This is a genomic window from Methylophilus sp. 13, from assembly GCF_015354335.1.
In the GTDB taxonomy this organism is placed as follows: Bacteria; Pseudomonadota; Gammaproteobacteria; order Burkholderiales; family Methylophilaceae; genus Methylophilus; species Methylophilus glucosoxydans.
Genome location: NZ_JADKYR010000002.1, coordinates 603,406 through 625,867, shown reverse-complemented (window position 1 = coordinate 625,867; position 22,462 = coordinate 603,406). Strand labels below are relative to the sequence as shown.

General features: G+C 54.0%; 24 protein-coding genes. 15 read left to right on the top strand and 9 right to left on the bottom strand.

The annotated features are described in order from the left end of the window. The first annotated feature begins 23 nt into the window (after positions 1-23). Genes coaD through INP77_RS07240 form a run of 4 tightly spaced genes read left to right on the top strand, consistent with a single transcriptional unit; the run spans position 24 to position 1,516 of the window. Positions 24-512, top strand: a complete 489-nt coding sequence (coaD, locus tag INP77_RS07255; RefSeq protein ID WP_194748336.1) for a pantetheine-phosphate adenylyltransferase — start codon at positions 24-26, stop codon at positions 510-512. Between the two features lie 34 nt (positions 513-546). Continuing rightward, the gene (locus INP77_RS07250; RefSeq protein ID WP_194748335.1) at positions 547-801 is read left to right on the top strand and encodes a YfhL family 4Fe-4S dicluster ferredoxin; all 255 of its coding nucleotides are present in this window, start codon (positions 547-549) and stop codon (positions 799-801) included. A 60-nt stretch (positions 802-861) separates the two neighbouring features. Next, entirely contained in the window at positions 862-1,269 is a 408-nt protein-coding gene (gene gloA / locus INP77_RS07245; protein ID WP_194748334.1) for a lactoylglutathione lyase, read from the top strand. Further along, the gene (locus INP77_RS07240) at positions 1,262-1,516 is read left to right on the top strand and encodes a hypothetical protein (RefSeq protein WP_194748333.1); all 255 of its coding nucleotides are present in this window, start codon (positions 1,262-1,264) and stop codon (positions 1,514-1,516) included. The genes gloA and INP77_RS07240 overlap by 8 nt, the downstream gene beginning before the upstream one ends. Positions 1,517-1,523: 7 nt before the next feature. Here the strand turns inward: INP77_RS07240 and INP77_RS07235 are convergent, their stop codons facing one another. Further along, a complete protein-coding gene (locus INP77_RS07235) occupies positions 1,524-1,745 on the bottom strand; it encodes a hypothetical protein (RefSeq protein ID WP_194748332.1) in 222 nt (73 codons plus the stop codon). A gap of 323 nt (positions 1,746-2,068) precedes the next feature. On the opposite strand from INP77_RS07235, the gene ppc reads away from it, so the two are divergent. Then, a complete protein-coding gene (ppc, locus tag INP77_RS07230) occupies positions 2,069-4,849 on the top strand; it encodes a phosphoenolpyruvate carboxylase (protein ID WP_194748331.1) in 2,781 nt (926 codons plus the stop codon). Between the two features lie 119 nt (positions 4,850-4,968). Here ppc and INP77_RS07225 read toward each other — a convergent pair whose 3' ends face one another. Further along, positions 4,969-5,172: a CsbD family protein gene (locus tag INP77_RS07225; RefSeq protein ID WP_194748330.1), complete on the bottom strand. Its 204-nt coding sequence runs from the start codon at positions 5,170-5,172 to the stop codon at positions 4,969-4,971. Positions 5,173-5,398: 226 nt separating this feature from the next. Here INP77_RS07225 and INP77_RS07220 point away from each other — a divergent pair, with 226 nt between their 5' ends. The 9 genes from INP77_RS07220 to kdsB all read left to right on the top strand — a co-directional run bounded on the left by INP77_RS07220 (position 5,399) and on the right by kdsB (position 14,801). Then, positions 5,399-6,697, top strand: a complete 1,299-nt coding sequence (locus tag INP77_RS07220; RefSeq protein ID WP_194748329.1) for a lipoprotein-releasing ABC transporter permease subunit — start codon at positions 5,399-5,401, stop codon at positions 6,695-6,697. Continuing rightward, a complete protein-coding gene (gene lolD, locus INP77_RS07215) occupies positions 6,690-7,394 on the top strand; it encodes a lipoprotein-releasing ABC transporter ATP-binding protein LolD (protein WP_194748328.1) in 705 nt (234 codons plus the stop codon). Before INP77_RS07220 ends, lolD begins: the two co-directional genes overlap by 8 nt. Positions 7,395-7,399: 5 nt before the next feature. Then, positions 7,400-9,808, top strand: coding sequence for a DNA internalization-related competence protein ComEC/Rec2 (locus INP77_RS07210; RefSeq protein ID WP_194748327.1), 2,409 nt, complete (start codon positions 7,400-7,402; stop codon positions 9,806-9,808). A 129-nt stretch (positions 9,809-9,937) separates the two neighbouring features. Further along, positions 9,938-10,543 (top strand): MotA/TolQ/ExbB proton channel family protein, encoded by a 606-nt coding sequence (locus INP77_RS07205; protein ID WP_194748326.1) that lies wholly within the window; start codon positions 9,938-9,940, stop codon positions 10,541-10,543. Positions 10,544-10,576: 33 nt separating this feature from the next. Further along, positions 10,577-11,005: a biopolymer transporter ExbD gene (locus tag INP77_RS07200; protein ID WP_194748325.1), complete on the top strand. Its 429-nt coding sequence runs from the start codon at positions 10,577-10,579 to the stop codon at positions 11,003-11,005. Positions 11,006-11,100: 95 nt separating this feature from the next. Continuing rightward, a complete protein-coding gene (gene msbA, locus INP77_RS07195; protein ID WP_194748324.1) occupies positions 11,101-12,855 on the top strand; it encodes a lipid A export permease/ATP-binding protein MsbA in 1,755 nt (584 codons plus the stop codon). Beyond that, positions 12,855-13,880 (top strand): tetraacyldisaccharide 4'-kinase, encoded by a 1,026-nt coding sequence (lpxK, locus tag INP77_RS07190; protein WP_194748323.1) that lies wholly within the window; start codon positions 12,855-12,857, stop codon positions 13,878-13,880. The genes msbA and lpxK overlap by 1 nt, the downstream gene beginning before the upstream one ends. Next, positions 13,870-14,052, top strand: coding sequence for a Trm112 family protein (locus INP77_RS07185; protein ID WP_194748322.1), 183 nt, complete (start codon positions 13,870-13,872; stop codon positions 14,050-14,052). The genes lpxK and INP77_RS07185 overlap by 11 nt, the downstream gene beginning before the upstream one ends. Positions 14,053-14,054: 2 nt before the next feature. Then, positions 14,055-14,801 carry a 3-deoxy-manno-octulosonate cytidylyltransferase gene (kdsB, locus tag INP77_RS07180; protein WP_194748321.1) on the top strand — a complete coding sequence of 249 codons (747 nt, stop codon included), beginning with the start codon at positions 14,055-14,057 and terminating at the stop codon, positions 14,799-14,801. A 79-nt stretch (positions 14,802-14,880) separates the two neighbouring features. Here kdsB and INP77_RS07175 read toward each other — a convergent pair whose 3' ends face one another. From INP77_RS07175 to INP77_RS07145, 7 genes are all read right to left on the bottom strand, one after another. Further along, positions 14,881-15,225 (bottom strand): DMT family protein, encoded by a 345-nt coding sequence (locus INP77_RS07175; protein WP_194748320.1) that lies wholly within the window; start codon positions 15,223-15,225, stop codon positions 14,881-14,883. A gap of 57 nt (positions 15,226-15,282) precedes the next feature. Then, complete coding sequence (locus INP77_RS07170) at positions 15,283-15,621, bottom strand: P-II family nitrogen regulator (RefSeq protein WP_194748319.1); 339 nt, start codon at positions 15,619-15,621, stop codon at positions 15,283-15,285. A 100-nt stretch (positions 15,622-15,721) separates the two neighbouring features. Continuing rightward, the gene (locus INP77_RS07165; protein ID WP_194748318.1) at positions 15,722-17,323 is read right to left on the bottom strand and encodes an NAD+ synthase; all 1,602 of its coding nucleotides are present in this window, start codon (positions 17,321-17,323) and stop codon (positions 15,722-15,724) included. Between the two features lie 30 nt (positions 17,324-17,353). Next, the gene (locus INP77_RS07160) at positions 17,354-18,376 is read right to left on the bottom strand and encodes an ankyrin repeat domain-containing protein (protein WP_194748317.1); all 1,023 of its coding nucleotides are present in this window, start codon (positions 18,374-18,376) and stop codon (positions 17,354-17,356) included. A gap of 10 nt (positions 18,377-18,386) precedes the next feature. Further along, complete coding sequence (sucD, locus tag INP77_RS07155) at positions 18,387-19,268, bottom strand: succinate--CoA ligase subunit alpha (protein WP_194748316.1); 882 nt, start codon at positions 19,266-19,268, stop codon at positions 18,387-18,389. Between the two features lie 2 nt (positions 19,269-19,270). After that, positions 19,271-20,440, bottom strand: coding sequence for an ADP-forming succinate--CoA ligase subunit beta (gene sucC, locus INP77_RS07150; RefSeq protein ID WP_194748315.1), 1,170 nt, complete (start codon positions 20,438-20,440; stop codon positions 19,271-19,273). A 140-nt stretch (positions 20,441-20,580) separates the two neighbouring features. Further along, positions 20,581-21,351, bottom strand: a complete 771-nt coding sequence (locus INP77_RS07145) for an elongation factor-1 alpha (protein WP_194748314.1) — start codon at positions 21,349-21,351, stop codon at positions 20,581-20,583. Positions 21,352-21,511: 160 nt separating this feature from the next. Here INP77_RS07145 and serB point away from each other — a divergent pair, with 160 nt between their 5' ends. Continuing rightward, positions 21,512-22,351 carry a phosphoserine phosphatase SerB gene (serB, locus tag INP77_RS07140; protein ID WP_194748313.1) on the top strand — a complete coding sequence of 280 codons (840 nt, stop codon included), beginning with the start codon at positions 21,512-21,514 and terminating at the stop codon, positions 22,349-22,351. Positions 22,352-22,462: the final 111 nt, after the last annotated feature.

Below are 22,462 nucleotides of genomic sequence, written 5' to 3'. Positions count from 1 at the left end.
AACGATGATTACGGAAGCAAGCGATGAGTAAAACCAGAATTGCCGTCTATCCAGGCACCTTTGATCCCATCACCCTGGGGCATGAGGATATTGTGCGCAGGGCGGCCAAGCTGTTTGACCAGGTGATTGTGGCGGTGGCTGGCAGCACCAGCAAACAAACCTTGTTCAGCCTGCAAGAGCGGGTTGCGCTGGCAGAGTCGGTGTTTGCAGGCGATAACATCCATGTGGTCGGCTTTGACGGCTTGCTCATGCAGTTTGTGCAGGCGCAGGGCGGGCAGATGGTGATCCGTGGCCTGCGTGCGGCCAGTGACTTTGAATATGAGTTTCAGTTGGCGGGCATGAACCGCAAGCTCTATCCCAAACTGGAAACCCTGTTCATGACCCCGGCGGAAGAGTTCATGTTTATTTCCTCCAGCCTGGTGCGTGAAGTGGCGCGCCTGGGAGGCGATGTGAACCAGTTTGTCTCACCAGGCGTCGAACGGGCAATCAAGCAAAAACTGGCGATCGCCTGAGTGATGGCGCCTCTGTAGCGATGTAAAGAAAATCATGGCTTTATTTATTACCGATGAATGTATTAACTGCGATGTGTGCGAGCCCGTGTGCCCGAATGAAGCCATCTCGCAAGGCGCAGAAATTTATGAAATCAACCCCGACTTGTGTACCGAATGCGTCGGCCATTACGATAAACCGCAATGTCAGCAGGTCTGCCCGATCAGCTGCATTCCGCTAGACCCTGAGCGGCGCGAAACCAAGCAGCAATTGCTGGAGAAATATCAGCGCATTGTTGCCACGCGGGGTTAAGCCGAGTGGACCGGTTACGTCCACAACAGATTAAAAAAATCAGAGATCAAGGAGATATCAATGCGGATTTTACATACCATGTTGCGCGTGGGCGATATGCAACGTTCCATCGACTTTTATACTGGCGTACTGGGCATGAAGTTAATCCGTACCCAGGATTATCCTGACGGCGAGTTTACACTGGCGTTTGTCGGCTATGGTAACGAGTACGACCACACTGTGCTGGAGCTCACCTACAACTACGGCAAAACCACTTATGACATGGGCACCGCCTATGGTCATATGGCGATTGAAGTGGATGACGCCTATCAAGCGTGTGAGCTGGTCAAGGCCAAGGGCGGTAAAGTGGTGCGCGAGGCGGGGCCCATGAAACACGGCACCATCGTCATTGCCTTTATCGAAGACCCGGACGGCTATAAAATCGAATTCATCCAGAAGGGGACGATTGAATACCCCAAGCATGTCTAACCGGACATTGTTATTGCAGGCAGTGAGGCTGGCGCAAGCCGGAGACTGGCATGGCGCACATCAGATTGCACAGGCGTATAGTGACCCCACTGCCAACTGGATACATGCGGTATTGCATAAAATAGAAGGTGACCGTTGGAATAGTGAATACTGGTATGCCAGAACCGGCGGTCATCACTATGCAGATTTTGACAGCGACAGTGCGGCAGAGCTCGACGCGATTGCCCGCTGGCTGACGCCAGAATAGCGCTTATTTACTTGTGCTCTTCGTCGCTGCCCTGGCGACCCGTCGTAAAAATGCCCCACAGTGATTGCGTAAACAAGCCGATCACGGTCCCAAACAGAAATAGCAGCAAGCCGATGATCAGGCACATCAGCAGCAAAAAGCCATCCTGCAGCCAAACGCTCTGCGCGGCCAACGATTGCCAGACGGACAGGATTTGTGCCATCCAATGATCGAGATTGATGCATTTCATCTGTCTATTATGCCTCAGGAAACGCCATGTGATGCATCGCTGCGGCGTCTTTGCTAGTGCAAATTTCCGCAAAAAATATATCAAACTGTGCGGCCTTGCCGTTTCAGGGCCTGATGGACAGTCTGCGTTCAACGCGACTGTTGCCGATATGATTCGAGGCCCAAATCGGTGCACCGGTTTGCCTGTTGGCAGTGCATGGGAACCGCATCGTCTGAGCGGCTTGAGTTTCGTTTCTTCCAATACACTGATTTTAAAGTAAAAAAATCTTTCTTTTAGATGGCCTGCTTGTTGCTAGGGATAACCTAAGCTAGAGGAGAGGCATCATGATAAAAAAACTTGCAGCCGACGCCATGCTAACGGCGGAAATGCGGCTGTCTAACAATATTCAGTTGTTAGGTGATTTACTTGATCAGGCCATTCTGGAGGTGGAGGGCGCAGCGGTTGCGCAGAAAATTGCCGCCATCCGGCAAGCCGCATTGCGTTTTCACCAGAACCATGACCAGCAGGCTTCGTTAGATCTTGAGCAGTTGCTCGCTGACCTGAGTCTGGAGCATACGGTGCGCGTGGTACGTGCACTGGCTTATTTCAAACATCTGGTGAATTTGGCCGAAGATCTTTACGGACAGGAACTCGGCCATTGCCAGCAAAATACACCTGCGCCTGGCATGTTGTCGCACACGCTGGCACAAATCAAGGCCTCTGGCATCGCGCCGCAAAAAATCCAGCAACTGTTGCAAGACGCCCTGATCTCACCGGTGCTGACTGCGCATCCGACCGAGGTACAGCGTAAAAGTGTGCTGGACATTGAGCAGCTGATTGCAGAGTTGCTGGGGCAGCGTGGGCACATGGTGTCTGAGCGCCAACTGGCACGCAACAAGCTATTGTTGCAAGGTGCGGTGTCGGCATTGTGGCAAACCCGCATGATGCGCTACTCCAAGCTCAGTGTGCTCAATGAGATTGAAAACGCACTGACCTATTACGAAAGTACCTTCTTACATGTGATCCCTGAAATCCTGCAGGATATCGAGCGCGACCTGGCAGATTGGCTGCCCGGCATGGACTTGCCAGGTATTTTGCGCATGGGTAGCTGGATTGGTGGCGACCGTGACGGCAATCCGTTTGTGAATGGCACCACCTTGCGCGACAGTGTGCGCCTGCAGGCCACCACCTTGTTCAAGTTCTATCTGCAAGAGCTGGCTGCGCTCAAGCGCGAGCTGGCTGTGTCCACGCGCGTGGTTGGTGTGGATGACGCAGTGTTGGCCTTGGCGAAAGCTTCGCGCGACCAGTCATCGCATCGGCTGGATGAACCCTACCGGCTCGCGCTCAATGGCGTGCATGACCGTTTGCTGGTGACCGCCAGCCATTTGCTACCCGATGCCGGCTGGAGTTTGCCGGAAGAAGTCGGCAACGAGCCTTACGAAGATCCTGAGGCCTTGCTGCACCCCTTGCAGACCATTGCCGATTCTTTGCGCCGTCACCATGGCGAGGCCTTGATTTATCCGCGGCTGGGCAAGTTGATTAAAGCCATAGTCACGTTTGGGTTCCATTTGGCCACCGTCGATATCCGCCAGTCCTCTGACGTGCATGAAGCGGTGATTAGCGAGCTGTTACATAAGGCGGGCTACGATTTTGACTACGCCAGTTTTAACGAGGAAGAGAAAATCGGCCTTTTGCTCGAAGAGCTGAAGCAACCACGCCTGCTGTTTTCACCTTTCCAGCAATATTCCGAGCTGGTGCATAAAGAAATCGGTGTGCTGGAAGCGGTGCGTGAGGTGCGCCAGCGCTTTGGTGAGCATGCGGTACGCCAGTATATTATTTCGCACACTGAAACCTTATCTGACCTGCTGGAAGTGGCTTTGCTGCAACGTGAGGCTGGCTTGCTGCGCGGCGTGTGGGGCTCGGCCAACATTCAGGTCGATCTGAATATCGTGCCACTGTTTGAAACCATTGCCGACTTGCGCGACGCGCCCATGATCATGGGCAAATGGCTGAGCCTGATCGGCATCCGCCATGTGATCCGTTTCCAGGGCAATGAGCAGGAAGTCATGCTGGGCTATTCGGACAGCAACAAGGATGGCGGTTTTTTGACCTCGAACTGGGAGTTGTATAAAGCGGAAATTTCGCTGGTGGAACTGTTTAACCAGGCCAACGTCAAGTTGCGCCTGTTCCATGGCCGTGGCGGCACGGTTGGCCGTGGCGGCGGCCCGACCTATCAGGCCATCATGGCGCAACCCATCGGCACCGTCGATGGCCAGATTCGCCTGACCGAACAGGGCGAAATCATCTCCACGCGTTATGCAGACCCGGTGGTCGGCCGCCAGCATCTGGAAACCCTGATTGCGGCGACGCTGGATGCTACCTTGTTCCCGGCCGACCAGCTGGAGCCCGCCAAACGGCGTGCGTTTGAAAGCGTGATGGAAGCCCTCTCAGCCACCGCGATGACCAGCTACCGTAGCCTGGTTTATGAAACCCCGGGCTTTGCCGATTACTTTTTCAATACCACGCCGATTGAGGAAATTGCCGGACTCAATCTGGGCAGCCGGCCCGCCGCGCGCAAATCGACGCGACGGATTGAGGATTTAAGGGCGATTCCGTGGGGATTCTCATGGGGGCAGTGCCGCTTGCTGCTGCCAGGCTGGTATGGTCTGGGCAGCGCCATTCACCAGTTTTTAGCGCACGACCCAGCCTTGAAGCAGGCACGTCTGGAAATGTTGCTGGAGATGCAGGCACACTGGCCGTTGTTTAATACCCTGATTAACAACGTCGATATGGTGCTTGCGAAAACAGACCTGATCGTGGCGCGCCATTATGCCCATTTGCTGGCTGACAAGGCCTTGCGAGAAGAAATTTTCAGCCGCATTGCGCACGAACACAAGCTGACCACCGACGCGGTCAATCTGCTGCTGGGCACCACGCAACGTCTGGCCACTCAACCGGTGATCGCCAAATCCATTCGCGACCGCTTGCCCTATCTGGATCCGCTTAATCACTTGCAGGTAGAAATGATACAGCGTTACCGCAATGGCGAAACCGATGAAAAACTCAAGTGGGCCATTCCGCTGACCATTAATGGCATTGCTACCAGTTTGCGCAATACAGGTTAAGGCCTGATAGGCAGAAACAACGCAGGACAAGCTGGGCTTGTCCTGCGGGGCGCCTCTGCTTAGACAATGATACTAAAACGCCAAGCGTTGCATCATGCTAAGTGGGTATGGCACAGGCCTTAGTGGCGGTGTTTGTCTTCCCAGGCTTTGAGCTGTTTCTCAGCTTCATCCTTGGTGATGCCATAGCGTTCCTGGATTTTGCCTGCGACCTGGTCGCGTTTGCCTTCGATCACATCCAAGTCATCATTGGTCAGTTTTCCCCATTGTTCTTTGACTTTGCCTTTAAGCTGCTTCCAGTTGCCTTCGAAAATGTCTTTGTTCATCTCGAGTCTCCTATGATTACATTCTTGATTTAGATCGTTGTGTCAGTCGGTGTGCATGCCATCGACCTGAGTGCATCTTAAAGGCAAGCTTGCCTGGGTTCAGTCGGCCATGCCCGCATTTTTGGGTCGGATTTGGCTGACAAGCTGTTGAGGCGCGCCTGGGTTGAGCTGCGCTTTCAATGTGGGCAGGTATCGCGATGCCATTAAAAGCTGTTAAGATGCGGCCATGAAGAATGACACCTTTTTCAGTGCGCTCGCGCGGCGCCTGCCTTATGAGTTTTGGATAGGCTGGCGCTATACACGCGCCAAACGCAACAATCACTTTATTTCGTTTATCTCCCTCACCAGCATGATAGGCATTGCCCTCGGTGTGATGGCCCTGATTGTCGTGTTGTCGGTCATGAACGGCTTTCAGGATGAGCTCAGAAAGCGCATTTTAGGCGTGGCTTCGCATATTGAAGTGCGGAGCTTTGAAGCCGGTTTGCCGGACTGGCAGCACTTGCAGCAGCAGATAGAGCAGATTCCGGCCAAGGCGGTTGCCAGCCCCATCACCGGCGTGGCGCCTTACATCATGGCGCAAGGCATGTTGACGCATGACGAAGCGGTGCAGGGCTTGCTGATTCGTGGCGTGTTACCTTCACAGGAAGGCAAAGTCTCTGACCTGGCAACCCAGATGAAAATTGGCAAGCTGACCGATTTGCAGCCAGGCCAATTCAATATTGTATTGGGGGCAGACCTGGCGCTGGCGCTAGGCGTGCGTGTTGGCGACAAGGTGGTGTTGATGGCGCCGCAAGGGCAGGTGACTCCGGCGGGACTGGTGCCACGCATCAAGCAATTTACTGTGGCCGGGATTTTTCAGGTTGGCATGTATGAGTATGATGCGGGCCTGGCCTTGATTCATTTGGACGATGCGGCCAAGCTCTACCGGCTGGGCGATCAGGTTTCTGGCTTGCGCCTCAAGCTGGATGACTTGTTTATGGCCGATCGCGTCAGCCGCGAGCTGATACAGGCACTGGGACCCAACTATTACGTTACTGACTGGACCCAGCAACATGCCAATTTCTTTAAGGCGATCCAGCTCGAAAAACGAGTGATGTTTATTATTTTGGCGCTGATCGTGGCGGTGGCAGCATTTAATATTGTCTCTACGCTGGTGATGGCGGTAACTGACAAACGTGCGGATATTGCCATCCTGCGCACCATGGGCGCAACCCCGCAAAGCATACGCAAAATGTTTGTGGTGCAAGGTGCGATGATAGGCATTATCGGCACCTTGTCGGGGGCGGTGCTGGGCGTGTTGCTGGCCCTCAATATCGAGACCGTGGTGCCCTGGATTGAACATACTTTTAATGTGCAGTTTTTGTCCAAAGACGTGTATTACATCAGTGATTTGCCTTCCAAGCTGATGTGGTCGGATGTGTCGGCGATTGTGGGCCTGTCTATCCTGCTCAGTCTGGTCGCGACCTTGTATCCCAGTGCCCGTGCGGCGAGTATGAATCCGGCGGAGGCCTTGCGTTATGAGTAATTGGGTATTGCAGTGCCAGGGCTTGGCCAAGCGTTATGAAGCGCTGGATACCTCGGTGCTGACCGGGGTCGACTTGCAACTGGCGGCAGGTGATCATGTGGCGATTGTTGGCGCTTCGGGCAGTGGTAAAAGTACCTTGTTGCATTTGCTGGGCGGTCTGGACGCGCCTACGCATGGCGAGGTGCAGTGGCTGGGCAAGCCGTTAACCAGGCTCTCCGAGGCTGAAAAAAGTGCCATGCGTAACCAGTATCTGGGCTTTGTCTATCAGTTTCATCACTTGCTGCCCGAGTTCAGTGCGCTGGAAAATGTGGCCATGCCGCTACTGATTCGGCGTATGCCGCGGGCGCAGGCGCTGGAACAGGCTGCACATTATCTGACGCAGGTCGGTCTGGCGCATCGTCTGCAACATACCCCTGGTGAGTTGTCAGGCGGGGAGCGTCAGCGCGCGGCCCTGGCCCGTGCATTAGTCACGCAGCCACGCTGCATATTGGCCGATGAACCAACCGGCAACCTGGACCGGCAAACGGCACAACAAGTGTTTGAGTTGCTGTTGCAGATCCAGGCGCAACAGGGCACTGCGCTAGTGGTCGTCACCCATGATCTGTCGCTGGCGTCACGCATGCATCAGCAATATCGTTTGCAGGATGGGCGCTTGCAACCCCTGTTGCCAGACGCGCAAGGACTGGCTGACGAGTAGCCGTCATGTTGCCGGGCGCCACACTGGGATTATTATTCGGTGTCTGGCTGTTTCAGCAACAAGCGCAATTATGGTCGCTCCCGGTTTGGCTGGGCTGGCTAGCAGCCTTGGGACTGGTCGCGCTACTGGCGAACAGTCGCCATATCGGGGGTGTCAGGCTAACCTCAGCGGTTCGCCTTTTTTGCCGTCGGCTTGGCTGTATTTTGCTCGTGGCTGCCATCGGCTTTGCCTGGGCGCAGGCGCGCGCGGCCTGGCGCTTGCAAACGGCGCTGCCTCAGGCGTGTGAACAACAGCCACTCAAGATTCAAGCTGTGATTGTGAGCGTGCCAGCGCGCGATGCACGAGGCCAGCATGTGGATGTTGCCGTTGAGCGCACCTTCAACACACATTGTCCGTTGCCCCCCAGGCTGCGATTGCATCTCTACGAGCAGTCATATCGTCATGCCCCGGCCACGTCGCACAATGCTTTACCGTTATTACAAGCAGGAGAGCGCTGGCAATTCACCGTCAAGCTCAAACGTCCGCATTCCACGCGTAATCCGCATGGTTTTGATTATGCTGCCTGGTGCCTGGCCAACCAGATTGGCGCGGCAGGCTCTATAGTCTCCAAAGCACCGATGCGCAAGCTGCAAGCCATGGTCTGGCAACCCGCTGCCATGGTTGCGCACTGGCGAGCGCTGGTGGGTGAGCGAATCCAGCAGGTGCTGGGAACCAGCCCGGCCAGTGGCGTCCTGCGCGCTTTGGTTATCGGTGATGATAGCCAGATCTCGCGTGCGGACTGGCAATTGTTTGTCGATACCGGGATTAATCATTTAATCAGTATTTCTGGTCTGCATATTACGATGCTGGCTGGCCTCGGTTATTTCTTGACGGGCTGGGTGTGGCGGCAGCAACCGCGCTGGGCGATATATGTGCCCTCCACTCTGGTGGCACGGGTGGGTGGGGCCTTAGTGGCGGTGGTTTATTCCGCCCTGGCCGGATTTTCCATTCCGACACAGCGCACCTTATGGATGTTGCTGACCATGCTAGGCATGCTGAGTCTGCGCCGCCAATTCCCTTTTTCCTGGATACTCAGTGTGGCACTCTGGGTGGTCGTCGTGCTGGATCCCTGGGCGGTGCTGGCGCCGGGCTTCTGGTTGTCTTTTGGCGCAGTGGCCTTGCTCGCCTTTGGCATGGGCGGACGCTTGCATCCTCCGAGTGCCTGGCGGGCCGCGGTGCATACACAGAGCATGATTACGCTGGCCTTTGTGCCTATCCTGATCCTATTGTTTAACCAGGTGTCTCTGGTGTCCCCGTTTGCCAATGCTCTGGCGATTCCACTGGTTAGCCTGGGCGTGGTGCCACTGGCGATTGCCGGCGCTATGTTGCCGGTGGATGCCTTGTTAATGCTGGCAGCACAGCTGTGGCAGGGACTGGCCTGGCTATTACATTGGTTCAGCCAATTATCCTGGGCAGTCTGGTATCTGCCTACACCGTCACTGTCTGCCTGGCTGCTGGCAATGTTAGGCATGCTGGTGTTACTGTTACCCAAAGGCTGGCCATTACGCTGGTTTGGGCTGCTACTCTGGTTGCCTTTATGCTTGCCTGCCCTGTCAGTGCTCAAGCCAGGGGACATGCGCGTCACTGTGCTGGATATCGGCCAGGGCTTGAGTGTGCTGGTGCAAACGGCTAGCCATGCCATGCTCTACGATGCGGGGCCGGTCTATCATGAAGACAGTGATGCCGGTCAACGGATTGTGCTGCCTTATTTGCGCCACTTGGGCCTGTCCCGGCTGGATTTGGCGGTGGTCTCGCATGACGATAATGATCATGTCGGTGGCATGGCCTCGGTGCTGGCTGGCGTGCCAGCCACACACTTGTTAAGCTCACTCGGCACAGACGCGGCTTTTTTTGAGCAACTGCAGGCGATTCCGCAGGCGGCAAGCATGCCACATCTTGCTTGCCAGGCCGGACAGCATTGGCAATGGGACCAGGTCAGTTTCAAGGTGCTTTATCCTTTGGCGCAACCAGAAACTCCCCTTAAAGATAACGATAAAAGCTGTGTGATTCAGGTGATCTCTGCCCATGGCAGTCTGTTATTGACAGGGGATATCGAACAATATGGTGAGCAACGGTTGCTGGAGCAGTCTGGGAAAAATCTGGCTTCTACGGTGATGACCATGCCGCATCATGGCAGCAAAACCTCCTCCAGTCCTGCGTTTGTCCAGGCGGTAAAACCCAGCATCGCGATTGCCACGGTGGGCTATCTTAACCGGTTCGGCCACCCCAAGCAGGCGGTGTTATCACGCTACGAAGCGATAGAAAGTCAACGCTATCGCTCAGATCAACATGGCGCGGTGATGCTGAATTTTACACAGGGCAATCACCCAACGGTCTTAACCTGGCGCCAGGTTGAGCCGCATTATTGGGATTGACTGCCTCTGCGATCGCCCACATTTCGCAAAAGCGGTTTTGTAACCGCCTAGATATCGCACAAAACTTGCCCTTAGGGCAGGTTAACGCTAAAGTAGCGGAAGTTTAAAAAAACCATTGGAGTCATCACTGTGTGGGAAATTATTTTAGCGGCCGGTTGGCCAATCTGGCCTCTGGTTATCGCTTCTGTGATCTCGTTTGCCATTATTGTCGAGCGATTCTGGGCCTTGAGAGCTTCAGTTGTCACCCCGGACCAGTTATTGCCTGAAGTGCAAAACTGGTTAAAGCAGGGCGGCGTGACACGTGAAACCTTAAGCCGTCTCGAAGCACACTCTTTACTTGGTCGCGTTTTTGCAAGTGCGTTGGCGAATATGGGGCACTCACGTGAGGTTACCAAAGAAGCCATTGAAGAAACCGGCCGTGCGGTTGCACACAAACTGGAACAATACCTGCCCACCTTGGGGACCATTGCCACTGTAGCGCCTTTGCTGGGGCTGCTGGGGACGGTGATCGGCATGGTCGAGCTGTTTGGTTCATTCACGAATAGTGGTCACGATGTGGCACAGTTTGCGCGCGGCATTTCGGTGGCCTTGTACAACACGGCGGCCGGGATTGTGGTGGCGGTGCCTTCGATGATTGCCTATCGTTATTTCAAGAGCAAAGTGGACGGTTTTCTGGTGGATATGGAGCAGCAAGCCGTTAAACTGGTAGAAATTATCCACGGCGACCGCGGATAAGCATTTTGCGACAGGATAAAAAAAGGCAGTCTCATGAACTTTAAACGTGGTAGCCGCGACGAAGAGCTAGAAATCAACTTTATTCCGTTGATTGACGTGTTGCTGGTGATTATTATTTTCCTGATCGTGAGTGCAACCTTTTCACGTACCAGTGAGTTGCAGATTAACTTGCCGACCGCGGATGCCAATGCCCCTCAAGAAAAACCATTGACTATTACCGTGGAGGTCGATGCCAGCGGCCGTTGCCTGGTGAATGGCAAAGAAGCGAATGGTGCCGTGGTGTCTGATTTGTCAGCCGCCTTGATCGAAGCAGGCAAGGCCGGTCCGGCAGACAAAGAGCCGACCATTATCATTAATGCCGATGGCAAGGCCTCGCACCAGTCTGTGGTGAATATTATGGAAGCCTCCCGGATGGCGAATTACACACACATCACCTTTGCCACACAGGTAAACAGCCACTAATGTGTGGTGGCTGTTTGTGAGCTGTCCCGTTTAGTGCCAGGCAAGCCCGTTGTGACCGACGGGCTTGCTTGTTTTTAAGTAATCAGAGAACCCGCATGGCCCGCAAACAAAAAGTCGATTTACCTAAAATCGTCAATCCCAAACTGTTATACAAGCGCCTGTTTTTATATGCCTGGCGTTACAAGTTTTATTTTCTGGTCTCCATGGTGGCAACCACCGTGTTGTCGCTCAGTAACACCGCTTTTCTGGCCCTGATTAAAAAAGTCACCGATGAAGGCTTTGTCCAGCATTCGGTGCAGGAAGCATTTACTTTGCCGCTGATGCTGGTTGGCTTGATGGTCGTTCGTGCCGTGGCTTCATTCTTCTCGATTTACTGCTTGCGCGCTGTGACCAGGCTGGTGGTCGAAGTGATGCGTAAACAGGTGTTTGCCAAGCTGATGTTGTTGCCGGTGAGTTTTTTTGACATGCATTCCAATGGCTCGCTGGTGTCCAAGATGACCTATGACGCCGAGCGGCTATCGATTGTCGTCACGCGTTCGGCCCATAACGTAGTACGGGATATCCTGACTGTGATAGGCCTGATTGCTTACATGCTGTATTTGGACTGGAAACTGACCCTGGTATTTGCGCTGGTGACGCCGCTGATGGGGCTGTATTTATCCAAGACTACGCCCAAGTTGCGCGCAAATGCCAAACGGGTACAGCAAGCCGTTGGCGAGATTACCAAAACGGCGGAAGAGGCGATTGCCGCGCAGCGTATTGTCAAAATTTTTGGCGCGCAAAATTTTGAGAACACGCGCTTTGGCGATGTGGTCGGTAAAAACCGCCAGCTCGAATTGCGCAGTGCGCGTATCTCGGGGCTGAACAGCTTTGTGATTGAGGTGTTGTCGGCGCTGGCTTTAGGGCTGGTGGTCTATTATGCCCTGGGACAATTTACGGTAGGCGAGTTTGCCGCGTTTATCGGCGCATTGATGATGCTGATTGCACCGATCAAACACATCACTTCGGCTAACGAAGACTTGCAAGTGGGCCTGGCGGCGGCGCAGAGTATTTTTGAGGTGCTGGATTTGGCATCCGAAGAGGATCATGGCCATCATCGGATTGGCCGCGCACAGGGCGATCTGGTATTTAAAGACGTGACCTTGCGGTATCCGCAGGCCAAACACAACGCACTGGACCACATTAACGCCACGATACGCGCTGGCGAGAAAGTGGCGCTGGTTGGTCGTTCTGGCAGTGGCAAAACCACACTGGTCAATTTGCTGCCACGCTTCTATGGGTTGCAAGAAGGCAGTATTTTGCTGGATGGCGTGGATGTCCGCGAGTATGGGCTGGAGAACTTGCGCGAACAGTTTTCACTGGTCAGTCAGGATATCGTCTTGTTTAACGACACCATTTACAACAATATTGCCTATGGTGCCTTGCGCGAGGCGACTGAGGAAGAGGTCATTGCCGCTGCCAAAGCGGCTAATGCCTGGGAGTTTATCGAGCACATGCCGCAAGGCCTGCAAAGCGAAATCGGTGACCGGGGTGTCCGTTTGTCCGGCGGGCAGCGCCAGCGTCTGGCGATTGCACGTGCCATTTTAAAAGATGCGCCGGTGTTACTGCTGGATGAGGCGACGTCTGCCTTGGACAGTGAGTCCGAGCTACATGTACAGATGGCGCTGGATCGCTTAATGCAAAACCGCACGACGATCGTGATTGCGCACCGCTTGAGTACCGTAGAGAACGCAGACCGGATTCTGGTCATGGATCAGGGCAGAATCATCGAAACTGGATCGCATACCAGCCTGCTGGCACAAAGCGGGTATTACAGCCGGTTGTATCACAAGCAGTTTCAAGACGACTGATGTTGCGGCATTGGTTTGAAAAACAGTGGCAGGGGATGGGCTGGGCGCAAGCCTTACTGCTGCCGTTGTCTATGCTGTTTGCGGTATTGTCTGGCTTGCGGCGCCAGTGTTACCAGGTGGGGTTGTTGAGAAGCCAGGCCTTGCCTGTGCCGGTGGTGGTAGTCGGCAATCTCTCTGTAGGTGGGGTCGGTAAAACGCCGGTGGTGATTTATCTGGCGCAGCAGTTACTTGCCGCAGGCTACCGTCCCGGGATTTTGAGCCGCGGCTATGGCGGACAACACACCGGCGAGGTGACGCCTGATAGCTTGCCGCAGTCACTGGGCGATGAGCCGGTGTTGATTGCCGGGCGTACTGGCTGTCCGATCTGGGTCGATGCCAACCGTGTTGCAGGCGGTCTAGCCTTGCTGCAGGCGCATCCTGAAGTCAATGTGATTCTGTGTGATGATGGCTTGCAGCATTATGCGCTTCAGCGGGATATCGAAATTGCCGTTGTACAGCGGCCACTCGGTATCGGCAATGGTCACTTACTCCCTGCCGGGCCGTTGCGTGAGCGATTGCGCCGTTTGCAAACCGTGGATATCATCGTAGAAAGTGGTCAGGTCCCTGCCGGCCCCTGGCCTGTGGCGCATTATGTCGTTGGCCTGGAAGTGGGCCGCTGGACCTCAGTCACAGACCTGAATACGCATCTGTCGAATGCCGAGTTGCAGCAGCGGGCATTGGTTGCAATTGCCGGCATCGGTCACCCACAACGGTTTTTTAATACCGTCTCCAATCTGGGCATTACCTGTGAAACCGTCGCCTTTGCCGACCACCATGCTTACCGCAAGGAAGACTTCCTGCCGTTTAAACAAAAAACCATACTGATGACAGAAAAAGATGCCGTAAAATGTCAGCATCTGGGATTAACCAACGCCTGGTATTTGCCAGTCAGTGCGCAAATCACGCCGCTTGGTGATCATCCTTCCCTGACGGAAAACGTCATCAGACGTTTGCAACAATGCAAAGGAAATAGGCATGAATCCTAAACTCTTGGAAATTCTTGTGTGTCCGGTGACCAAAGGACCGCTGGTGTATGACAAACAAAAGCAGGAGCTGGTGTCCAAAGGGGCCCGCCTGGCTTATCCGGTACGCGATGGCATCCCGGTCATGCTCGAAGACGAAGCGCGTCGCCTGGAAGAGCATGAATACGCTGAATAACCATGTTTAAAGTTGTTGTTCCAGCCCGTTTTGCCAGTACCCGGCTGCCGGGCAAACCCTTGCTTGATCTTGCCGGTAAACCCATGGTGGTCCGCGTGGCTGAGCAGGCAGCCAAAAGCCTGGCAAATCAGGTGGTCGTGGCCACCGATCATGCGCAAATTCTGCAAGCTGTCGCGGAGCACCAGATCACTGCAGTGATGACGCGGGCCGATCATATTTCTGGCACAGACCGCATTGCTGAAGTAGTACAAACCATGCAATGGCCGGACGACACCATCGTCGTCAATGTGCAGGGCGATGAACCTTTGATTGATCCGGTGCTGATCAACGAGGTGGCCCAAACCTTGGCCAATGATGAACAGGCGGTGATGTCTACCGCTTGCCATGCCATTCATGACGAGACGGTTTTCACAAATCCGAATGTGGTCAAGGTGGTATTCAATGCCAAGCAGCGCGCGCTGTACTTTAGTCGCGCGGCGATTCCATTTGCACGGGACACGACAGATCGCCAGCAGCCCCTCACCGCATATCGCCACATTGGCATTTATGCTTATCGTGTCAGCTTTTTAAAGCAATATGCCAGCTTGCCAGTCACCACGCTGGAAAGCATTGAAAGTCTGGAACAATTGCGCGTGCTGTATCATGGCTACCAGATCGCCGTTAGCGTGACTGATCACGCGCCTGCCAGCGGCGTGGATACACCCGAAGACCTTGCGGCAGTCAGGCAGATTTTTGCTAGTAACGACTAAAAATAAAAAGCCTCACTTAAGTGAGGCTTTTTATTGCGTATGCGCTGTTTCTTAACCATCATTTCTCTGACAGTTTGAATCAAGTGCGGAAAATAAAGTAAACCGCACCCATCATGCATAGGCCCGCCCAAAGATAATCCCACTTGAGTGGTTGCTGCATGTACATGACAGCAAACGGGACGAATATCACCAGTGTGATGACTTCTTGCATAATTTTGAGTTGCGCCAGATTTAGTTGGGTAAAGCCAATCCGGTTGGCGGGTACCTGAAAACAATATTCAATCAGGGCGATGCCCCAACTGACCAGAATGGCGATCCAAAGCGGTTTTTGATGCAGGTCTTTCAGATGTCCATACCAGGCAAACAACATGAACAAGTTGGCTGTGGAAAGAAGCAGGATGGTTTTAATCAGTGTGAAAGACATGCAACATCAGGCAAGAAAGGGTGACTTGGGAAAAGTCACCGGATCATTGAAAAAAGCTTAAATGGCGGCTTCGCCAGTTTCACCAGTACGGATACGGATCACTTGTTCGACGGAAGAGACAAAAATCTTGCCGTCACCGATTTTACCGGTATGGGCGGCCTTGATAATGGCTTCGATCGCACTTTCTACCATGTCTGATCCTAGAATCACTTCAATTTTGATTTTTGGCAGAAAGTCGACGACATATTCTGCGCCACGATATAACTCGGTGTGACCTTTCTGGCGACCAAATCCCTTGACTTCGGTGACTGTCAGTCCATTGACGCCAATTGCAGATAACGCCTCACGCACTTCGTCCAGTTTAAAAGGCTTAATAACGGCTTCTACTTTTTTCATATGTGCTCCGTGGATAAATCTCTCAATGGCATTTTACGCAAGCAGTGCTTTTTATACAAATGTCCTGTGCATGCCTCACAAGGCCTTGCGTGTCGCGCACTTAAAATGACAGGTTACAGGTGATCGGGTAGCGACGGTCCTTGCCAAAGCCGCGCTCTGTAATCCTGACACCCACTGCCGCTTGCCGCCGCTTGTATTCATTGCGATCAATCAGGCGGGTCACGCGCTGCACATCACTGGCGGTATACCCCATTTCGATGATACGTGCGATGCTCAGGTCTTTTTCGACGTAGGCTTCCATGATGGCATCCAAGACCTCATAGGGCGGTAAGCTGTCCTGGTCGGTCTGGTTTTCTCTGAGCTCGGCGCTAGGGGCACGTGTGATAATCCGTTCAGGGATCACCCGGCTCAGGCCATTGCGGTAGGTTGCCAGCTTGTAAACCAGGGTTTTGGGTACATCCTTGATCAAGGCAAAGCCACCCGCCATATCACCGTATAAGGTGCTGTAGCCGACAGCGGTTTCTGACTTGTTGCCGGTGGTGAGCACCAGGCTGCCAAACTTGTTACTGATGGCCATCAGTAGCATGCCACGGATGCGGGCCTGCAGGTTTTCTTCGGTGGTATCAAAAGACTTGCCGGAAAACTCCTCAGACAAGGTCGCACAAAATCCTTCAAATAGCGGTTTGATGGGTAATACGCTGTACTCAACCTCAACCAGTTGTGCCATTTCAGCGGCATCTGCCACGCTGATGCCGGCGGTAAATTCAGAGGGCATCATCACTGCTTTGACGCGCGTTTTACCCAGTGCATCCACGGCGATGGCGAGTGTGAGGGCGGAATCTATGCCACCGGACAGTCCCAGCACCACCCCGGGGAATTTGTTTTTATTGACATAGTCACGCAGACCCAGTACCAGCGCTTTGTATACGGCGGCTTCGGTGCCCAACGGCGCCGTAATATCGGTGGCCAAGGGGGTCGTGCCGTCTATGGTCAGGTAAGCCATCCCGGCTTCAAACATTGGCAGCTCTTGCACCAGTTCTCCCAACCGGTTCATGCTAAAAGACGCGCCATCAAACACCAGTTCGTCCTGGCCGCCGACCATATTGGCATAGACCATGGGTAGCCCGGTTTCACGGATGCGGTCGCGCAATACCTGGTAACGTGTCTGTTGTTTGTGCAGATGGTAAGGTGAGGCATTGATCGTCAGCAGCACTTGTGCCGAAGCCTGCAGGGCCTGCAGGGCAGGGCCTGACTCCCAGCTATCCGCACAGATCAGCACGCCATAGCGTACGCCATGCCATTCAAACACCACGGGCAATTGACCTGCCTCAAAATAGCGCTCTTCATCAAAGACGCTGTAGTTGGGCAAGTGGTGTTTATGATAGGTCGCCTGTATCCTGCCAGAATGGATCACCGAAGCCGCGTTATAGCGTTTGCCTGCCACTTCATCAGGATGTCCAACAATGACTGCCATGTCGTGAGGCAGGTGCTGCACCAGCCAACTGAGTGCCTGCGTGTTGGCGTGATAAAAATCCTGCCTGAACAGCAAATCTTCTGGAGGGTAGCCGCATAAAGCCAGTTCCGGCGTTAGCAAGAGGCGTGCACCTGCTCGATAAGCCTCTTCGGCTTGCGCCAGAATGTGTTCCGCATTTTGCTGCATGGCACCGACCATGCAGTTCATTTGAGCAATTGCAAGTTTCATCTGCTTTTCATTCAGGATGGGCTGCAGGGCTTAATACTTGCCACCCGCAGCCTTGATCAGTTCTACCATGGCCGGGTTTTGGCCTTTGAGGGCATAGACATAAGCGGTCAAACCGTATTGATCACGTGTTTTGACATTGGCCTCATGTTCAAGCAGCAATCGCGCCATTTCCGGCGCATTGTTGCTCACCGCCAGGTGCAGCAAGGGCGTGCCTTCGCTGTCTTTCTGGTTGGCATCTGCTTCATGCTCAAGCAGTGTTTTGGCTGCTTCAAGCTGATTTTTCTTCACCGCCCAGGTCAGTGCTGTCCAGCCATGCTCATCTTCCTCATCCACTTTGGCACCATGTTCTGCCAAATAGGTCACGGCGGCGGCATGGCCCTCTCGGGCGGCAATCATGAGCGCAGTGGTGCCCAGCTTGTCTTTGAGATTGGCGTCAGCGCCTTTGGTTAATACCGTGGTAATGGTGGGTACATCACCACTTTTGGCCGCATACATGAGCACAGTTTTCCCATCCGAAGACCGCACATTAGCATCAAAACCACGCGCGATAATCAGGCCCACCAGTTCGCTGTAGCCGGAGGTGGCCGCCAGGCCGAGGGCGCTCCAGCCGGCCGGGTCACGGGCTTTAACATCGGCACCTTTTTCCATCAGCATTTTGGCGGCATCCAGATTATTTTTCTTGGCCGCAAACATGAGTGCTGTCCAGCCACCCTGATCTTTGGCATTAATGTCGGCGCCACCGGCTAACAACTCGCGGATCACTTCCGCCTGGTTTTTACGGGCGGCATACATGATGGGCGTCAGTTTGTCGCCATCGGTGACATTCGGGTTGGCGCCGCTTTTTAACAAGGCTTTGACCGTGGCCAGGTCGCCTTTGGCGGCGGCAATGAGCAGGTAAGACACTTCATCATCGCGAAAAGGCGCGCTGTCCTCGGCCATCTGTTTTTTGCTGGCGGCCTCCGCAGACAGGCCAGGCCAGGTGAGGCCAATCAGCAGTACGCTGCTAACAATGATGCCTGTCCAGCGATGGTGAGCCTGTAAGCAACGATACATGCCAGTTCCTTTATGCGTTTGCGCGTTGAATGGCCGCGAGGACGGCCTCACCCAGACCAGCAGGGGAGGCTGCAACAACACAGCCAGCTGATTCCAGGGCGGCAATCTTGTCTTCTGCACGGCCAGAACCACCGGAAATAATTGCCCCGGCATGGCCCATACGTTTGCCTTTAGGGGCGGTTAAGCCGGCAATATAAGCAGCGACCGGTTTGGTGACATGGTGTTTGATGTAGTCAGCCGCTGCCTCTTCATCACTGCCACCGATTTCACCAACCATGATGATCGCCTCTGTTTCCGCGTCTTTCTGAAAGAGTTCCAGGCATTCAATAAAGTTCAAGCCTTTGATCGGGTCGCCACCAATGCCGACACAGGTGGTCTGGCCCAGGCCCAGGGCCGTGGTCTGATGGACAGCCTCGTAAGTCAGGGTGCCAGAACGTGACACGACACCGACCTTGCCACGTTTGTGGATGCTGCCCGGCATAATGCCGATTTTGCATTCGTCCGGCGTGATCACGCCTGGGCAGTTTGGGCCGATCAGTTTGGTGCCATTGGCGCGCAGCGCCGCTTTGACATTGAGCATGTCCAGAGCCGGAATGCCTTCGGTGATACAGACAATGAGCTCAATGCCTGCGTCTGCGGCTTCAAGGATGGAGTCAGCGGCAAAAGGCGGCGGCACGTAAATCACGCTGGCATTGGCCTCGGTTTCCTTCACGGCTTCGCGCATGGTATTGAATACGGGCAACTCCAGATGGCGCTGGCCCCCTTTGCCTGGCGTCACGCCACCCACCATTTTGGTGCCATAAGCCAGCGCTTGTTCGGAATGAAACGTCCCTTGTTTGCCGGTAAAGCCCTGGCACAATACTTTGGTATCTTTATTGACTAAAATCGCCATGACTACACACCCTTGTTCACTGCGTTGACTGCTTGCTGGGCGGCATCGGTCAGCCCTTCTGCAGAAATAATATTCAGGCCACTCTCACGCAGCATCTGCTTGCCCAACTCGACATTGGTCCCTTCCAGCCGCACCACGACCGGAATGGTCATGCCCACCTCTCTGACTGCGGTGATAATGCCGGTGGCAATGATGTCGCAACGCATGATGCCGCCAAAAATATTGACCAGAATCGCTTTCACATTAGCGTCAGCCAGGATGATTTTGAAGGCCTTGGTCACGGTCTCAGCCGTGGCGCCGCCGCCGACATCCAGAAAGTTGGCAGGCATGCCGCCATGCAGCTTGATCAAGTCCATGGTCGCCATGGCCAGGCCAGCGCCGTTCACCATGCAACCAATATTGCCATTTAAGGCAATGTAATTGAGGCCGCTATGATGGGCCTCCGCTTCTTTGGCATCGTCTTGTGACCAGTCACGGATCTCTGCAAACGGTTTTTGACGGTAAAGTGCGTTGTCATCTACCGTCATTTTGCAATCCAGCGCCACCAGTTTTCCTTCAGCGGTTACAATCAGCGGGTTAATTTCGAGCAGTGACAAGTCATTGTCTTTAAACAATTTGTACAGGCCTTTGGCCAGCTTGGTAAACGCGCCAATCTGGTCACCACTCAGGCCCAAGCCAAACGCCAGGTTGCGCGCCTGAAAGTCCACCAGTCCATTGAGTGGGTCACAGACTTCCTGCAGGATTTTTTCTGGCTGGGTGGCCGCAATCTCTTCAATATCCATGCCGCCTGCGCTGGAAGCGACCATAACCACGCGTTCCAGCGTGCGGTCTACCAGCATCGAAAGATAAAGCTCACGTGCAATCGGCAGGGTTTGCTCCACCAGCACCTGATGCACGGGTTGGCCATCCGGCGCATTCTGGTAAGTCACCAAATGCTTGCCAAGCAGGCTACCTGCCACGGTTTGCGCTTCTAATGCAGATTTAACCACTTTGACGCCACCCGCTTTGCCGCGACCGCCGGCATGCACCTGGGCCTTGACCACCCAGGCTTCACCGCCCAGTTCTTTGGTGGCTGCCGCAGCGGCTTCTTCGGATTGAACGACCAGGCCAGCCGGTGTGGCCAAACCATATTTTTGCAGGAGTTGTTTGGCTTGGTATTCGTGCAGATTCATGAAAATTCAGAGGTTTTGATAGTTAAGCATCTATTTTCGCGCAAATACCCTATCAAGGCTAGACTGCAAATAAAAAAACCGCACAACTGTGCGGTTTTTAAACGTATTTAACGCGATAGCGTTAACGAATGCGTCGTCGCTTATAAGTCCTGCGCCCAGGCATTGCCGTAGACTTTGCCATTGCGGGACAGTACCAGCATTTGATACATGCTGATCACCCACATGTAACTGGAGGCCAGGCTGTAGCCAATGCCACCGATAATCGTCAACCAGGCAAAGTGTGGTGACAACTTGGTCAGCCACCACGACATCACGTCCATAATCAGAAAAGCAAACGGGAAGGCGATGGCAATGATTTTGGCAGGTTTAGGCACATTCACGGCAAAACTGAAAATCAGGCCGATAAAAAAGAAAATGAAACTGATGCCAAACAGGTGTATATGCGACACCCGCGTCAGGCCGCTGATCGTTGCGCCCTCATTCACCTCTGCGCGCGCCTTAACTTCATCATAGTTGTTAAAGTTGGGGATGCCGGGGATGTTGCTGTGGCACATGACGCAGTGTTGCGCAAACACCTGCTTGAAGTGTGATTCCCACTGGTCTTGCGGCGCGCCTTGTTGCGCCCATTTGATAATGTCCTGGCGGACCTCCAGGGGTGCCTTGTCAGACATGGAGCCATTGAGCTTGCTCGCCAGTTTGGTGCCACTGCGGTCGCCGTAATAACTGTAGACAATATCGTTCACTGACAAGCCGAATTTGCCATCGGCCATACCGTGCGTGAGCATGATTTGCAGGCCAGCCATACACAGGCCGACGCCAATCACGAGCAGATAACCAATAAACAGGGCTTTAAGCGGTAAGGGCAGGTTAGGCAGGTTCAGCCATGGCAGCGTTTGTGCGTCTTGTTTCATTGTAATCCCTAGGGTGTTGAGTTTAACCAGTTTTAATTTTTGCCAAGCATATCATTGCCAGGGGCAATCCAAAAACAGAAATACTCCCAAAAAAGCACGCTTATCAATGCGATGCAAGGGCAACTGCTATAATCCAGTTTTTTAATCGACGGTAGTGATCATGCGTTTAGTGGTTCAAGGGCCGGCCATCACCATGGCTCATCTTTCCCATCTTCATGGCCTGGTGGGCGGGCATGCGCAGTTTATGCAAGTGGGCGAACATGCCTACTATTTGCCGGTGCCAGAAGCGGATTATCTGGAAGTGAAGGCTTTTTGCGCCAGTCAGCAGATAGACTGCGCGCTGGTGCAAGACACTCATAGGCTGCAACACATGGGCTTATGCGTCATGGATATGGACTCCACCCTGATCTCCATTGAATGCATTGATGAAATTGCCGACATGATGAACCTCAAACCGCAGGTCGCCGAGATCACCGAAGCCGCCATGCGTGGCGAGCTGGATTTTTCTGCCAGCCTGCGTAAACGTGTGGCCTTGCTCAAAGGTCTGCCAGCGACGGCATTGCAACGCGTGATTGATGAGCGCCTTCGTTTTAATCCCGGCGCGCAAGCCTGGATCAATACCTGCAAGCAACATGGCATCAAAACCATGGTCGTCTCTGGCGGCTTTACCTTTTTTGCCAACCACGTCCAACAGACCTTGGGGCTGGATTACGCGGTCTCCAACACGCTGGAAATCATAGACGGCAAACTCACCGGCCAGGTCCTTGGCGAGATCGTCGATGCCCAGCGCAAAGCCGATGAACTCACTAAACTGCGTGATCAGTTGGGCCTGTCGGCCGCACAAACGATTGCGATTGGTGACGGTGCCAACGACCTCAAAATGATGGCGGTTGCCGCGGTGGGCGTGGCTTATCACGCCAAACCAGTGGTGCAACAGCAAGCCATGTATGCGCTCAATGTGGTGGGGCTGGATGGCGTGGCGAGTTTGCTATCGGTCTAACTCATCTGCACGGTTGCTCCATGATTCCAGAATTCTGCTCTCGAGTCATCGCCACCTACATAAAGCGTTCAAGGGTGGCTTGGGCGCTTTTTATTTAGCCGAATGAGGCCT

Excerpts from the sequence above, each read along its gene's own strand:
- INP77_RS07185 (WP_194748322.1), top strand. The coding sequence starts at position 13,870 with ATGAATCCTAAACTCTTGGAAATTCTTGTGTGTCCGGTGACCAAAGGA.
- serB (WP_194748313.1), top strand. The coding sequence starts at position 21,512 with ATGCGTTTAGTGGTTCAAGGGCCGGCCATCACCATGGCTCATCTTTCC.
- INP77_RS07170 (WP_194748319.1), bottom strand. The coding sequence starts at position 15,621 with ATGAAAAAAGTAGAAGCCGTTATTAAGCCTTTTAAACTGGACGAAGTG.
- INP77_RS07160 (WP_194748317.1), bottom strand. The coding sequence starts at position 18,376 with ATGTATCGTTGCTTACAGGCTCACCATCGCTGGACAGGCATCATTGTT.
- msbA (WP_194748324.1), top strand. The coding sequence starts at position 11,101 with ATGGCCCGCAAACAAAAAGTCGATTTACCTAAAATCGTCAATCCCAAA.
- INP77_RS07165 (WP_194748318.1), bottom strand. The coding sequence starts at position 17,323 with ATGAAACTTGCAATTGCTCAAATGAACTGCATGGTCGGTGCCATGCAG.
- sucC (WP_194748315.1), bottom strand. The coding sequence starts at position 20,440 with ATGAATCTGCACGAATACCAAGCCAAACAACTCCTGCAAAAATATGGT.
- lolD (WP_194748328.1), top strand. The coding sequence starts at position 6,690 with ATGAGTAATTGGGTATTGCAGTGCCAGGGCTTGGCCAAGCGTTATGAA.
- INP77_RS07175 (WP_194748320.1), bottom strand. The coding sequence starts at position 15,225 with ATGTCTTTCACACTGATTAAAACCATCCTGCTTCTTTCCACAGCCAAC.
- INP77_RS07235 (WP_194748332.1), bottom strand. The coding sequence starts at position 1,745 with ATGAAATGCATCAATCTCGATCATTGGATGGCACAAATCCTGTCCGTC.
- INP77_RS07210 (WP_194748327.1), top strand. The coding sequence starts at position 7,400 with ATGTTGCCGGGCGCCACACTGGGATTATTATTCGGTGTCTGGCTGTTT.
- sucD (WP_194748316.1), bottom strand. The coding sequence starts at position 19,268 with ATGGCGATTTTAGTCAATAAAGATACCAAAGTATTGTGCCAGGGCTTT.
- lpxK (WP_194748323.1), top strand. The coding sequence starts at position 12,855 with ATGTTGCGGCATTGGTTTGAAAAACAGTGGCAGGGGATGGGCTGGGCG.
- gloA (WP_194748334.1), top strand. The coding sequence starts at position 862 with ATGCGGATTTTACATACCATGTTGCGCGTGGGCGATATGCAACGTTCC.
- INP77_RS07250 (WP_194748335.1), top strand. The coding sequence starts at position 547 with ATGGCTTTATTTATTACCGATGAATGTATTAACTGCGATGTGTGCGAG.
- INP77_RS07200 (WP_194748325.1), top strand. The coding sequence starts at position 10,577 with ATGAACTTTAAACGTGGTAGCCGCGACGAAGAGCTAGAAATCAACTTT.
- kdsB (WP_194748321.1), top strand. The coding sequence starts at position 14,055 with ATGTTTAAAGTTGTTGTTCCAGCCCGTTTTGCCAGTACCCGGCTGCCG.
- INP77_RS07220 (WP_194748329.1), top strand. The coding sequence starts at position 5,399 with ATGAAGAATGACACCTTTTTCAGTGCGCTCGCGCGGCGCCTGCCTTAT.
- coaD (WP_194748336.1), top strand. The coding sequence starts at position 24 with ATGAGTAAAACCAGAATTGCCGTCTATCCAGGCACCTTTGATCCCATC.
- INP77_RS07225 (WP_194748330.1), bottom strand. The coding sequence starts at position 5,172 with ATGAACAAAGACATTTTCGAAGGCAACTGGAAGCAGCTTAAAGGCAAA.
- ppc (WP_194748331.1), top strand. The coding sequence starts at position 2,069 with ATGATAAAAAAACTTGCAGCCGACGCCATGCTAACGGCGGAAATGCGG.
- INP77_RS07240 (WP_194748333.1), top strand. The coding sequence starts at position 1,262 with ATGTCTAACCGGACATTGTTATTGCAGGCAGTGAGGCTGGCGCAAGCC.
- INP77_RS07145 (WP_194748314.1), bottom strand. The coding sequence starts at position 21,351 with ATGAAACAAGACGCACAAACGCTGCCATGGCTGAACCTGCCTAACCTG.